The 14,175-nt window shown below is 41.2% G+C and carries 10 protein-coding genes; 5 read left to right on the top strand and 5 right to left on the bottom strand.

Annotated elements, in window-relative coordinates:
- Nucleotides 1-17: 17 nt before the first annotated feature.
- Nucleotides 18-308, top strand: coding sequence for a hypothetical protein (locus tag FTT88_RS05305; protein ID WP_180105510.1), 291 nt, complete (start codon nucleotides 18-20; stop codon nucleotides 306-308).
- 639 nt (nucleotides 309-947) lie between these two features.
- On the opposite strand, the gene blaOXA is transcribed toward FTT88_RS05305, so the two are convergent.
- Nucleotides 948-1,799 carry a class D beta-lactamase gene (gene blaOXA / locus FTT88_RS05300; protein ID WP_373686913.1) on the bottom strand — a complete coding sequence of 284 codons (852 nt, stop codon included), beginning with the start codon at nucleotides 1,797-1,799 and terminating at the stop codon, nucleotides 948-950.
- Between the two features lie 202 nt (nucleotides 1,800-2,001).
- Between blaOXA and FTT88_RS05295 the strand changes: the two genes are divergently transcribed.
- A complete protein-coding gene (locus tag FTT88_RS05295; RefSeq protein WP_180173732.1) occupies nucleotides 2,002-2,811 on the top strand; it encodes a toxin-antitoxin system YwqK family antitoxin in 810 nt (269 codons plus the stop codon).
- Nucleotides 2,812-2,870: 59 nt separating this feature from the next.
- Here FTT88_RS05295 and FTT88_RS05290 read toward each other — a convergent pair whose 3' ends face one another.
- Nucleotides 2,871-4,577, bottom strand: coding sequence for a diguanylate cyclase (locus tag FTT88_RS05290; RefSeq protein ID WP_180173731.1), 1,707 nt, complete (start codon nucleotides 4,575-4,577; stop codon nucleotides 2,871-2,873).
- A gap of 1,098 nt (nucleotides 4,578-5,675) precedes the next feature.
- Here FTT88_RS05290 and omp33-36 point away from each other — a divergent pair.
- Entirely contained in the window at nucleotides 5,676-6,575 is a 900-nt protein-coding gene (omp33-36, locus tag FTT88_RS05285) for a porin Omp33-36 (RefSeq protein ID WP_180059333.1), read from the top strand.
- Between the two features lie 58 nt (nucleotides 6,576-6,633).
- Here omp33-36 and FTT88_RS05280 read toward each other — a convergent pair whose 3' ends face one another.
- On the bottom strand, nucleotides 6,634-7,329 hold the full coding sequence (locus FTT88_RS05280; RefSeq protein ID WP_168379423.1) for an ion channel: 696 nt from the start codon (nucleotides 7,327-7,329) through the stop codon (nucleotides 6,634-6,636).
- A 253-nt stretch (nucleotides 7,330-7,582) separates the two neighbouring features.
- On the opposite strand from FTT88_RS05280, the gene FTT88_RS05275 reads away from it, so the two are divergent.
- The gene (locus tag FTT88_RS05275) at nucleotides 7,583-7,957 is read left to right on the top strand and encodes a hypothetical protein (RefSeq protein WP_180008801.1); all 375 of its coding nucleotides are present in this window, start codon (nucleotides 7,583-7,585) and stop codon (nucleotides 7,955-7,957) included.
- An 88-nt stretch (nucleotides 7,958-8,045) separates the two neighbouring features.
- On the opposite strand, the gene FTT88_RS05270 is transcribed toward FTT88_RS05275, so the two are convergent.
- Both FTT88_RS05270 and FTT88_RS05265 read right to left on the bottom strand, forming a co-directional pair.
- Entirely contained in the window at nucleotides 8,046-9,761 is a 1,716-nt protein-coding gene (locus tag FTT88_RS05270) for a cation acetate symporter (protein ID WP_180002715.1), read from the bottom strand.
- 1 nt (nucleotide 9,762) lies between these two features.
- Nucleotides 9,763-10,095, bottom strand: a complete 333-nt coding sequence (locus FTT88_RS05265; protein WP_078190540.1) for a DUF485 domain-containing protein — start codon at nucleotides 10,093-10,095, stop codon at nucleotides 9,763-9,765.
- A 181-nt stretch (nucleotides 10,096-10,276) separates the two neighbouring features.
- Between FTT88_RS05265 and FTT88_RS05260 the strand changes: the two genes are divergently transcribed.
- Nucleotides 10,277-13,765: a PAS domain-containing hybrid sensor histidine kinase/response regulator gene (locus FTT88_RS05260; protein WP_168379420.1), complete on the top strand. Its 3,489-nt coding sequence runs from the start codon at nucleotides 10,277-10,279 to the stop codon at nucleotides 13,763-13,765.
- Nucleotides 13,766-14,175 lie beyond the last annotated feature (410 nt).

Genomic DNA, 14,175 nt, shown 5'->3' with positions numbered 1-14,175 from the left:
AAGTGCATGATAAAACGGTGATTCATTCACCGTTTTTTATTTATATGACTTTATTAGAGATAATTGATACAGCCGTAAAAATTGGTTTAGGAGCACTGATAACTGGCGTAATTACCTACTTAAATCAAAAGGCAAATATTTCAGCATCAGTAGCAAAAGATAACCTTCTATATAATCGTAATTTATTGACCAATATTTCCAAAGATCTCGAGGAAATAAATCATCTCGTTTTAAAAATTTGGGCATTTTTTGAATTTGAAACAAAACAATCTCAACTAGCTCTTAATGAGATTTCAGATAGACTTTAACCTCTAAGACACGCACTTTTTAATGACTTTAATTTGCTTAGCAAAAATGAAGGTTTAATTCTTTTACATGGATATATTGAACAATAAGAAAAGCTAAGAATTTATGGCGAATTACTCGGAAAATTTAACGCTTATACACTTTGTAAAAATGGAGCTATCAATGTTGAAACAACTGCTCAATATAGATTTAAAATTTTAGAGGCTAGAAAATTACTTTATACGAGCTTAAACAAAGCCATTTCTACATAAATTCTTGTTCTTCACAATATTCAATCACATGACGGCGACATGGATGTCGCCTGTTTGAGTGGGGCAGCACGGATGTGCCCTCAGCCAAACAAAAGCATTTTGCTTACTTTTGTGCGTTCAAAAGTAGGGATCTCCTACACAATGGAAACTCAAACCCAATGCTAAGCGAGGACGTTTAGAAAAGCATATTTTTTTGAAAATAACCTTAACTAAATCCATCAACAAAATTCGCACCATTATTTATACATTCAACTGGAACTTTTCGGACTTACCTTCAACCAAACAAAAGCATTTTGCCTACTTTTGTGCTTTCAAAAGTAGCAACGTCCTACACAATGGAAACTCAACCCCAATGCAAAGCGAGGACATGCAAACTTAAAACTCAAAAAATTAACGTAAATAATGAAACACACCCAACTTATCCAACACATCCAAAGTTAACTGCTTACGCTCCGCCACATCATCCCCTGCTGCCATCTGCATATTCAAACTAAACGACATGATCTTGCCATGACCATCATCCACCCAACCGGTATACCAACCGACTTGGGGTTCAACATCCATGCCCCAACCACTCTTGGCATACAACTTCGCATCGCCACGACTTTCAATATAAAGCATGTCTTTGACTTGCTTTTGTACCGCGACATCAAACGGTAATTTCTCTGTCGCAAGCTGATACGCAAATTTGGCTTCTTGCTCGGGCGTAATCTTTAACGGCCCAACCAACCAAAAATTATCCACCTGTTTGCCAATATTGGCATTGCCAAAACCGACCCGTTTGACTTCTTGTTGCATTAACGCCAAACCCATTCGCCTTGCCAGTTCCTGATAAACAGGCACCGCAGACGCTTGCATCGCTTCACCCAAAGTCAGGTCTTTTTCCCATGACGGGAAAGCACGTTTTTCACCTTTCCATTTAAAAACTTCAGTGGTTGTCGCCTTCTGATGCTGCAAACCAATTAAAGCATTTAACATTTTAAAGGTAGATGCAGGAATGTATTCAGTGTGGGCGCGCTGTAAGTCATTGCCATAATGGCTCATGCTCTGACCATCAAATGTGACAAATACCGCCTGTGTCTGTGCTTGATTAAATAAAGATGGAATTTCACTCACCCGTGAATTTGCTAAATTGGCTTGAGCCGTTTGTTTTAAGTGTTGAGATGAATCCAACATGCCTTCATTTGCTGTACATGCTGTCAAACTCAGGACAGTCATCAACGATAGATATATTTTTTTCATTGCACTATTTTTATGGCGTTTAAAGTCCACAGTATAAGATGAAGTTCAAACCTGAATTGTGTACTTTTCAACAGTCTTGTATCTGTTCCAAACTTAGCGCATCCACTATTTATTTTTAAACAAAACATCCTTATGATGACGCCTATCGTGGACTCAACAACGAATAATTTTTAACTTTTTAAAATATAAAAGCATACTAACAATGAATAAATTTATCTTAAGTTTCAGTCTCTTATTATGTCCAATATATAGCTTTGCCGATGGCTATCTAAACGAATACATGGTGCTGTTTGTCTCACAAGAAGACCCTGATCTTAGCCCATGGAAAGATAAGCCGCAGTGTAAAGCCCTCAGTACCCCGACTTCACACAAAGGGATCTATGAAAATCAATATGTCTATGCCAATGGCAATGCCCTAACCACCATCTTTCTGAGCAACAGCAAAATTAAAAATGGTGAATGTGAACATCTAATTCACTTTCCAGATGGTATTCAAGGCTCAGGCGTATTTGAAAGTTTCTTCCCCAACGGCAAACCCCGTAGCCGCATTGCTTATAAAAATGGGGAGTACGAGGGCAAACTTGAGTTTTGGTTTGCCAATGGGATAAAAGAGCAAGAAAGTAGCATCATCAATGGTGAATCTCAGGGGGATTACAAAATTTGGCATCCGAATGGCCAACTGGCTTTTTCTCAAAATTATAAAAATGGTATCGAGCATGGCCTGCGCCAACGCTGGTACAGTAATGGTAAACCGTGGACCTATGCCAATTTTCAAAACAATAAATTGATTGGCGAGCTGAAAATGTGGTTTGAAAACGGCAAACTAGAACGCCAAGGTTATTATCGTAATGGCGTTCGTCATAACAGTTATAAAATTTGGTATGACAATGGGCAACCTGAAGCGGTGCTTCAGTACGATTTAGGCAAAATTACCCAAGCCCAGTGTTGGAATGAAGATGGTAGTCAAATGAACCAACAAGCCTGCAATAAATTATATAAAGATGAAGATTAATTGATTTTTCTAGCTAACTTTATGAATCTGCCAAGATATTTATGAATATCAAGCTGCGTTTAGGCTGAAACACGGTCACGCCCCGCAGCTTTGGCTTTAAATAATGCTTGGTCTGCGCGCTCTAATAAATCGATCCAGCTTTTGGCACCCACTGCAACACCAATACTCACCGTCACGATGAGATCTGCTTCGTCTTCTGCCAAATTGAAATTCACATGCTGAATATCATGCCGTATGGTTTCGGCAATGTGCTGGGCTTTGAGCATATCAATCCCCTCGATCAGGACTAAAAACTCATCTCCACCATATCGCACCACCAAGTCGGATGAACGAATATGTTGTCGTAATTGATTGGCAACATGTTGAATCACCAAATCGCCGACAATATGCCCATAGCGATCATTGACCTGTTTAAAGTGATCAATATCAATCACGATCAGTGCTGTATGTAAAAAGCCTGAATTTTGGCTGTCGCGAAATTTAATATATTCATCTAAGGCAAAACGATTGGCGACATTGGTGAGTGAGTCAGTATTGGCAATATGTTTAAGCTGAAATTCAAAGGCATCACGTTGTTCCAACATGTTTTCAATATGCTGAATGGCATCAAATAAACTGAGATAACCTACTTTGGCAGGTTCAATCACGCCTTGATCCATTTGTCGGTGCCGAGCCAGTTTAAATAACTGATTACGAGCACGAATTAAAGGTTCAAACACCCATTTCTTGGCATAGAACATCGTTAATAATGCAGTCAGTAATGACACGAGCGAGACAAAAAGCGTGAAAATCAATTTATTTCGCGCTTCACGTTGTTCATCCGCAGCTACTTTGAGACTGTAATCTAAAATATAACTTTGCAATTCCACCACTGTGACAAATTTATTGACCATTGCATCAGTGAGCTGGGTGCCATCCATGTGATAACGCTGATGTTGAAGACTTTTTTGAGCCAAACCATCAATAATTGGCAAACCTTTATCTAAAAATTCCGTTCGTACCGCATGATGTAACTGTTTAAACTCGGGTGTTTTGTCATGTTCGGACTGCACGACATTAATCAACTCCCACAAATAGCGTGTTTGACGCTGGGTTTGTAAACTCCGCGCTAAATTTTGTTCAGGAATTTCCTGTTGAAACGATACTGCAGCCATAATATTGGACGCGACTCGTCCTGCCTGATCACGTAATTCAGCCAGTAATAAAATCAGCGTGTAATAATTCGATACACGGGTATCTTTACCATGTGAATGATTGACCAATTTCTGCATGGCAATATAGCTTTGATCCCAAGCTTGGAACATCGCCAAAATGGCATGATCCAATTTTTTAGCGTCACGCTGTTGTGTCGGCAGCGCAATATATTGATCGACCGTTTTGCGACCCTGCAACAAATATGGATATAAATTGGACTCTAACTGCTGGGCGATCGGTGCAAAGCCCGTTTCTTTTAAAACTTTCAGTGTATCTTGATATTGCCGATCAACGCCTTGACGATATTCAGCCAACTCAATAATTTTTTGCTCACGCTGAAGACCTTGACTCGACATTGCACTGTTAGCTGGCGCACGTTCACGAGAAATTTGGTTGGTTAAATCTGCCACCATTTTTAGCATCTGAATTTCTTTCAGCGCTTGAGCATTTTTGAGGTAGTTTTGATAACTGCTCACAATCAGTGGAACACTAATAAATACGATAGACAAGACGATTACTAGCATCGCAAGTTGCAAGCGCTTACTAATATGCTCTGTTCGTAATGTTTCCATCTATTTTATGCCCCACACTTGTTGCATACCCCAACCCACTTATCAACTAAACGCGGGAATATTTAAATTAATGATCAATAATTTATTAATTTATAAAATGAACATTTATACAGCTAAATTCTATACAAATGTGTTGAATCTGTCACATTTTTATCATTTTAAAACGAGATAATTTGCTAAAAAACAGCAACATATTTGAAAGGAATAAATTTTTTTATGAACTTGCTTAAATAAATATTTACAATTGCAATAAATTGGTGCAGAATGCACCGTATTAGGGCACACTAAATTTCTTCCTCAGCAGAATATTTTAGTTTCCCGAAAATTTTGGCTAAAAAATCCTGATTTTCCATGAAAATCAGGATTTTTTTTGTCTGGACCTACTGAACTCGATGATAAATTCAATAATATATGCACCATAAAAGGGCATTTATTTTTATTCCATCTCCGTTTTATCTATAATCTTTGCGGTAAAGTTCCATTTTTAGACAAAAAAAAGCCCAACCTTGGGGAAAGCTGGGCGAATAAAAAACAAATGATGGAGAATCAGGGTCAAAGTCACACTTTTAAACTGTGTGACGACTCGATTGGCAAATTATGAATCAAATAAAACCTGATGTAAAGCCAAGTATTTCACAAGGATATTAAATTTATCACTAAGATATTCATTTAAGTGAAGTAGACCTCAGATTTAAAACAAAAACGTCCATTTACTATGCAAATAAACAGTTTTTGCCCAACAATTCGGCAGTCAAAGCCGCAATTTATCGCTTCAAATGCGTGAAAAGCGTTAGAATTTACCCACTACAATAAATGTTATTTTGAATTAAAATAACAATAATAATTGTTATTTCAGATTGAAAAGTTGTGTATTTTTTCAAGTGTATTTTTTTAATTAAGAATTTAATCAAACTTACTTAATTGTTCTCAATGATTTTTTTTCAGTGACTTATTAGTTAGAGTAAAAACTGAATTTCTTATTATGAAATAAAGATCTGAGTCAGAGACTGAATAATAACCTTTAGGATCATTGACTTAATATATTGTTACAATACAATGCTCAATGTTTAATCCATTTGTAACAACTGGTAGAAAATCATGAAAAAACTCGGTTTAGCCACTGCTTTATTATTAGCCATGACCGGTGCTCAAGCTTACCAATTTGAAGTTCAAGGCCAAGCAGAATACATCGACACAACTGCAAATGACAAAGATTTCATTGGTGGTGTTCAAGGTACTTACTACTTCAAAAATGTTGACTCTACAAAAGGTCCTTTAGCAGAAGCTGCATTCTTAAACCAAGCTTCTAACGTAGCTGTTGCTTACAACTACGGTGAAGTTGGTTCAGAAGGTACTGACGTAATTGCTCATAACTTCGGTGCTAAAGCTGAAGCTTATGTTCCAACTAAAGTTGTTCCTGTATATGCAAGCGCGTCTTACAGCCACACTATTCTTGACAGCAAAAACCAAAAATTCGCTGACAACAATGGCGACCGTTATGCTTTAGAAGTTGGTGCACTTCCAACTCAAAACTTCTTAGTTGCTGTTGGTTACACTAGCGTTGCTGACCAAGCTGCTGTTGACGCGTTCAACGTTATGGGCAACGGTGTTGCTAAAGCTGCTGCTGAAGCTACAACTATTGGCCAAGACCAAGATGCAATCACTGCACGTGCTAAATATGTTGGCGCAATCGACGACACTAACATGGCAATTGGTTTCGAATCAGGCATCATCTACGGTGATGACACTGCTTACAACCTAGGCACTACACTTTACCTTAACCCTAAACTAAGCGTTGGCGTTTCTTACATGGAATCTAGCTATGCTGGTTCTCCTGACAAAGCTTTAGCTGCTAACGTAAACTACTTCGTTACTCCAGCTGTTTCAGTTGGTGCTAGCTATGTAAATGCTAACTATGAAGCTAAAAACGATGCATTTGAAGATGCTGTAGCGCTTGACACTCAAACTGTTGGCGTAAATGCTAAATTCCGTTTCTAATTCATATTAGATACTGAATATAGAAAAGGACGCAATTGCGTCCTTTTTTTTCCTGCCATTATTTGTCTTTGGGCTCATGGCGTTCCGGTAAATGGGCAATATATTGCAATGCTATTAAACGTGAAACGATGAGAGCCAAATACATCACCCCACAGAACATTTGAAGCATAGCCAAGACCCGTGCAGGCGCACTCACAGGCATGAGATCCGACAAGCCCGTGGCAGACTGCAAACTAAAACTTAAAAATAATAAATCTAACCACGACTGCATGCCCGGCTCTGCAGGATTTACAAAACTATCCGGATAAATCAGCTGACAAATACTATAGAGAAAAGCAAAACCCCATGCGATGAGGGTAAAAACTGCTCCTGCTGCAAAGAGTTCATCTTTGGTTAAATAGCGATCTGCGAACATATAACGCAATACGCCATAAGCGGCACTAAAATACGCACAGGCTTCAAAACCATGCGCAATAATTTGAATATTCGGATGATTTACACCCAGCATAATCAAAGTAGAAAACAATACTGCACAGCCAACAAAACTCAGCCCAAGAATCGTAAACATTGGAGTTTGGCGAATTACTTTGGCGATGATCAACAATACCAATACCCCAAGCACCCAAATCAGCGCACGAAAAGACAGACTTTCTCGGGTAATCGCAGTTAAAACCAAGATCAGAAACTGCACCAGTAACAGCCATGCTGAGGGCAAAAGTCTAAAGCTTTTCCAAAAATCCACGAATCCTTGCATTATTTTCAATCTCTATATTTTTTTATCATGCGCTGAAATGATCGATCTGAAGCATCATCAACTGATTGATTTTAAATTAGCACGAAGTGAGTTTTTTTTATTGCAAAAATTTGTTGATCTTAATCTGAAAAAGCATCCATATGAGCACTGTTCTAGCTGGGTTTCTTATTACCAAAGAGGTTCAAAAAACCTACTGTAAGTTTCAGTTTTCAGGCACATATTCAAAGGAATCTCCTACGTGGTAGATTTCATTATGAAAAAACATCTCGTATTTGCACCCCTCTGTCTGCTCATGCTCTCTGCCTGTACACAAAACAGTCCGCTCCTCAAAGGCCATGAAAATTATGTGGGGACTTGGCAAAACAACCACAGTGAATTAGTGATCAAATCGTCGGGCGAAGTGACGTATTACCATCAAGAACATACTGAAAAAAGTATTGCCAACCAAACCTTCAGTGGTGCTGAACAGTCGCGAATAAAAGCCCATTTGAGCAGTTTTGGTGATCAGAGCTTTAGCATCGGTCAGGATAATTTCTCTCAACAATTCACCATTCAGCGCTCGCCTTATCAAGATGATCAAGGCCATTGGAAAATGTCGATCAATGGAGAAAATTATACACGCAAATAGGACAGAGATTTGTCTACAAACCTCTGCGTCATATCATTCACTAAATATAAAAAAAGCCCCTTATTAGGGGCTTTTTAGGCGATTCAGATTAGTGATCTGAAGCACCAGAGATACCAATACCAGTTTGTGAACGTACATACTGTGCATCGAATGCTTTACGCTCAGCTTGTGCTTGTGCTGAATTATCAGTCACAGAGAACAACCAGCAGCAGATGAATGCTAATGGCATTGCAAAGATTGCAGGACCATTGAACGGGTTAATTGGTGTTTCAGAGATTGCGAATGTATCTACCCAAACTGCTTTAGATAAGATAATTAGGGTCACTGCTGTAAGCAGACCTACTAAACCGCCAATCACTGCGCCGCGAGTGGTCAAGCCTCTCCAGAACATAGACAATACAAGTACTGGGAAGTTTGCACATGCTGCTACAGAGAACGCCAAGCCAACCATGAATGCAACGTTTTGTTTCTCGAACAAGATACCTAAAATCATCGCGAAGATCGCAAGACCTAAAGTCGCGATTTTAGACATACGAAGTTCAGATTCTGGCGTTGTTTGACCTTTCTTGAATACGTTTGCATACAAGTCATGTGAAATAGCTGAAGCACCAGACAATGTTAGACCTGCAACAACTGCAAGAATCGTTGCGAATGCCACCGCTGAAATGAAGCCCATGAACAAATCACCGCCTAATGCATCAGATAAATGCACCGCAGCCATGTTGTTACCACCAACAAGCTCTAGCTTGCCAGTTACCGCCATTTTTGCAACATCAAGGAATTGTGGGTTGTTTGAAACGTAAAGGATCGCACCAAAACCAATGATGAAAGTCAGTAGGTAGAAGTAACCAATGAAACCTGTTGCTACAACCACTGATTTACGCGCTTCTTTGGCATCTTTAACCGTGAAGAAACGCATTAAGATGTGTGGTAAACCTGCTGTACCGAACATTAATGCCAGACCTAGAGAGATCGCATCAATTGGGTTCGCAGCCAATTTACCAGGCCCCATAATATTGCCCGCTTCTGCCAAAGTCACTTCGTGAACTTTAGAGAAAACTTGAATAGATTGTGAGAACATTTCAGAGAAGCTGAAGCCCACGCCCTTCATGACCATGAATGCCATGAACGTTGCGCCAGAAAGTAGCATCACTGCTTTAATGATCTGTACCCAAGTCGTTGCCAACATACCGCCGAAGATTACATACGCCATCATCAGCAAGCCAACAATCACAACCGCAATGTTGTAGTTTAGACCGAATAACAATTTGATTAACTGGCCTGCACCTACCATCTGTGCGATTAGGTAGAACGCTACAACCACCAGCGAGCTCATTGCTGCCAATGTACGTACTGGTTTTTCAGCCAAACGGAACGATACAACGTCAGATAAGTTGAATTTACCTAAGTTACGCAGACGCTCTGCTACTAAGAACAATACAATTGGCCAACCCACCATAAAGCCCAATGAATACAGCAAGCCATCAAAGCCTGAACTGAATACCATTGCGGAAATACCGAGGAACGATGCTGCTGACATATAGTCACCGGCAATCGCTAGACCATTTTGGAAACCTGAAATACCACCACCAGCAGTATAGAAATCTGCAGTGTTGGTAGTTTGTTTTGCAGCCCATTTAGTAATTAGCAGCGTAAAACCTACAAAGATGGCAAACATGATAATTGCGTGCCAGTTGGTCGCTTGCTGCTGTGCTTCACCTAAATCTGGTCCTGCCATTGCCATGCTTGACATGAGCAGAGCGGGAGCCGCCAGTGCTGTTGCTTTCAATGAATTCCATTTCATCTTAGTGAAGTCCTTTTTCTTGAGTAATTGCTTCTACTTCACGCATTGCTTCTTCGTTTAATGCATCTAATTTATTATTTGCAATGTACGAATACACACCACAGAGTAGGAATGACAATACAATAATGCTCAAACCTAATGGCATACCAATCGTGGTTACACCACCACTCACGGATTGCATCAAGAACTCTTTGTTATAGCCCACAAGTAGCATGAAGCCGACATAGACCACCAACATGATGATCGTCAAAGTCCAGCTCAACTTACTTTTACGGCTAACCATTTCCTTAAATTTTGGATTCTGTAGAATTTGTTCTACCTGTCTCTCATCCATAATGTTCTCCTTACGCCGAACCTTGGCGCGCAATTTTCTAATTCGAATTATTTCGAAGCTAAACTTACCAATGTTCCTTATCTCTTGTAATTTAGACTTTGGTCGTTAAATTTTGAGCAATAACCTCCCTAAGCCTATGGATGCGTTATCATTAAGCGAGAATTAATATGCTGCAGGCTCTATGAATAGTTGGCTTATCGTCGGGGTATTGGCCCTTTACATCGCATTACTCTTTGTATGTGCATTCTTTGGTGAAAAGCATGCCAGCAGGCTCAGTACTCGCGGCAGAATGCTTCTCTTTAGTCTAACTTTAGGGGTTTACTGTTCATCTTGGACGTTTTATGGCGCAACAGGTGCCGCGGTTCGTGAGGGCATTATTTTCCTGCCGATCTATCTAGGACCGCTGCTATTTGTTGCGCTCGGCTATGATATTTGGCGACGTTTAGGCCGTGTCCGTCAGCATCATGCCATTTCATCGATTGCCGACTTTGTAGCAGCACGATATGGTAAAAGTGGCCCCTTAGCGTCATTAGTCACGATCCTTGCCGTGATTGCCATTATTCCCTATTTAGCCTTGCAACTACGTGCAATTGCCCTAAGTGCAACGGTCATTTTAGAACCGACCGCTGGTCTGACCAGCACCACCAATAGTGTGCTGTTTTTGACTGGTGTATTGGCGATTTTGGCGATGATGTTTGGGACACGACAGATTGCCAATACTGAACAGCACGGCGGCTTAATGTTGGCTGTGGCATTTGAGTCTTTCGTCAAGCTGTTTGCACTACTTGCAGTCGCATTTTTCTTTGTTTTTGAATCACCTGAAAACATGGCTCAAATCAGCCATGACATCAACACCACCTTTAAAGATGTTCAGCTCAAAGGTGTGCCAGAAAGCTTTTGGATTCAAACTTTATTGGCTGCATTAGCGATTATTTGTCTACCACGTCAGTTCCATGTCGCGGTGGTTGAACTGCGAGATGAAAAGCATATCCGTGGTGCTCGTCGTTGGTTTGCCATTTATCTGATTTTAACCATTATCGCGATCATCCCGATTGCCAGTTGGGCGCTGCATGCAGCACCTGCCTACTTGGCAATCCCCGATGTTGCCGTGCTCTCACTGCCTTTGAGTTATAACCAAGACTGGTTGACCTTACTTGCGTTTCTCGGTGGTTTTTCAGCATCGACAGGTATGCTGTTGGTGTCGTCAGTGGCCTTGTCGATTATGCTCAGTAATGACTTGATCATGCCTGCACTGTGGCGTACACGCTTATTGTCACGTCATGACAAACGCCTACCACTCGTACTGAAATTCACACGTCGTGTATGTATTTTAGCGGTCATGTTATTGGGCTTCTTGTTCTTCCATTTCTTCAATGACATTGACCAATTATCGGTATTTGGCCTATTGGCCTTCAGTGCTGTGGCACAGTTTGCACCGGCGTTAATTGGTGGTTTATATTGGCGCGGCGGAAGTAAGCAAGGCGTATATGCAGGTCTGTTGGTCGGCTTTGGCATGTGGGCTTATACCCTGTTATTACCAACCGTATTGCGTAGCCTGCCTGAACAATTTAAAACATTTACCGAAAATCTTTTAAGTCAGGGTCCGCTAGGCTTGAGTTGGTTACGTCCTGAAGCACTGTTAGGGTTTGAATCTTTCGATCCACTTACCCATGGCGTAGTTTGGGCACTCGGTTTAAATATCACCCTCTATATTTGGATTTCCCGCGTCTTCCGTCCAAGTGTTGCCGAGCAAATTCAGGCCGAAAGTTTCTTTTATTATGAAACCAAGCCCCTCCCGGCTCAAAGTACATCAAACGACATCAGCTATATTCACCATGATGTGGCACGCTTAAAAGTAGGTGATCTGATTACTTTGGCAAAACGCATTACCGGTGAAGGTCCAACTATGCGCGCCTTCAACCAGTTCTGCGCACAAAACAATGTGGTTTTGAATGAAAATAGCAGCGCCAACGGCATGTGGTGGCGTTTTACCGAACAGTATCTTGCCGGCACCATCGGTGCGGCATCTGCCCGTACCCTACTCACCACAGCCATGGTCAATAATGGTTTAGCACTCGGTCAGGTCGCCAATATTCTTGACCAAGCCTCACAGTGGCAGCGCTTTAACCAAAACCTGATCATGACCATGATCGACCATATGACTCAAGGTGTGTCCGTGGTTGATGAAAATATGTGTTTGGTAGCATGGAATAATCAATACCTCAAACTGTTTGATTATCCAAAAGACATTGTCTATGTCGGTTGCCCAATTTCAGACTTGATTCGTTATAACGCTGAACGCGGCGAATGTGGTCCTGGTTCAGTCGAAGAACATGTGCGTAAACGTATGCATTGGATGCAAGTCGGCAGCGCACACGAATTTGAACGGATCCGTAAAGATGGCCGTGTAATTCAGATGCGCGGGAACCCAATCGAAGGCGGCGGTTTCGTGACGACCTTTGCCGATATTACTGCATTCCGTGAAAATGAAGCCTTGCTTGAAGGCCGTGTGCAAGACCGTACCCAACAGTTGGCAGATGCCCTGTCTGAACAACAATTGGCACGTGAGCAAGCCGATAAAGCCAATATGTCGAAAAGCCGCTTTATCGCTGCCGCAAGCCATGACTTATTGCAACCGATGCATGCTGCGCGTCTGTTTAGTACCGCCCTCGAGCAAAGCGTACAAAATGACGATGATCTTAAAACGCTTCAGCAACTAGATCGTGCGCTGCATGGTGCGGAAAGTATGCTCTCTGCCCTATTGGACATTGCACGACTCGAAGGTGGAACCATTCAACCAAAACGTCAGCCTTATCCGCTGCATGACTTACTCAGTGATCTTGAACTGCAATTTAAATCGATTGCGGCACAGCGTAATATCAAACTGACCGTACACGATGCTCAGTTTTGGATTGACACCGACCCACAGTGGATTCGTCGTATTATTCAAAACTTCGTCAGCAATGCCCTACGCTATACGGCGCGTGGTCGTGTTGTGGTGGGTGTGCTACGTTCAGCACGTCCAGGACATATTCGTATTGGCGTTTGGGATACGGGTCCTGGAATCGCGGAAGAACAGCGCATTAAGTTGTTCCAAGAGTTCGAACGCTGTGGACATACCTCTCCTTGGGGCGAACAGGGTCTGGGCTTAGGTTTAGCCATCGTGCAACGCATGACCAGCCTACTCGACTACCCAGTGCATGTGTTCTCAGAACTTGGTCATGGTTCGTGTTTTATGATTGAAGTGCCTGTGGTCGCTGCGCCAAAAGTGGTCGCTGCACCGACTCAAGCGGTTCCGCTGAAGACCAAAGCCTATAAGATTCTGTGCTTAGACAATGATGAAACCATTTTGGAAGGGATGTCGACCTTACTGACCAAATGGGGCTATCAAGTCTTTAAAGCCACTGAACCTGAACAGGCCATGGAGTTGATTCAACAAGAAAATATTCAAGTTTGGTTGGTTGACCAACACTTGAATAACAACAAGATCGGTCTCGACTTTATTTTAGATAACCGTCAGGAAAATGTCCCTGTGGCGCTGATTACCGCAGATTCTGATCCTGAACTACCGCAACGTCTAAAAGAGTTAAACATCGTCTTACTGAAAAAACCATTGAAACCGGCTTCACTGCGTTCATGGTTATCTGGTTTAAAAATTTCAAATCAGTAGCGTTGTTACAGGACATCGCTCTGTGAAAAGTAGCCCATTTCATTCACATGAAATGGGCTTTTGTTTACCTTGCTTTTACTTAAACTTACCTAACTGGCAAAAAAATTTGTCTCAACGGCAAGACCATTCAAAATAGCCCCGATATTTCGTCTATTTATTAGCCATAAATATCAAATTAACATTGCCTATGGCAAAAGATATCGAATGCGTGAGTGAACACTTGTACACTTAGTTACAATTAAAAATCTATTTGATTTAAATCATATTTTTATAACCAAAAATAAAAACTAAAACTTTAGTCGTATATTTAGCTGCGGCCGTTCGTTTTAAAAATATTCATAAGAAGTTGATCAGTTTCAAGCCAATTCAAGAAGCGTCATAACTCAACACTTGAGAAGCTGATCTCCCCC

Source organism: Acinetobacter sp. YH01024 (assembly GCF_013420195.1).
In the GTDB taxonomy this organism is placed as follows: Bacteria; Pseudomonadota; Gammaproteobacteria; order Pseudomonadales; family Moraxellaceae; genus Acinetobacter; species Acinetobacter amyesii.
The sequence above is the reverse complement of the archived record's forward strand: the minus strand, read 5'-3'. Positions and strand labels throughout refer to the sequence as shown.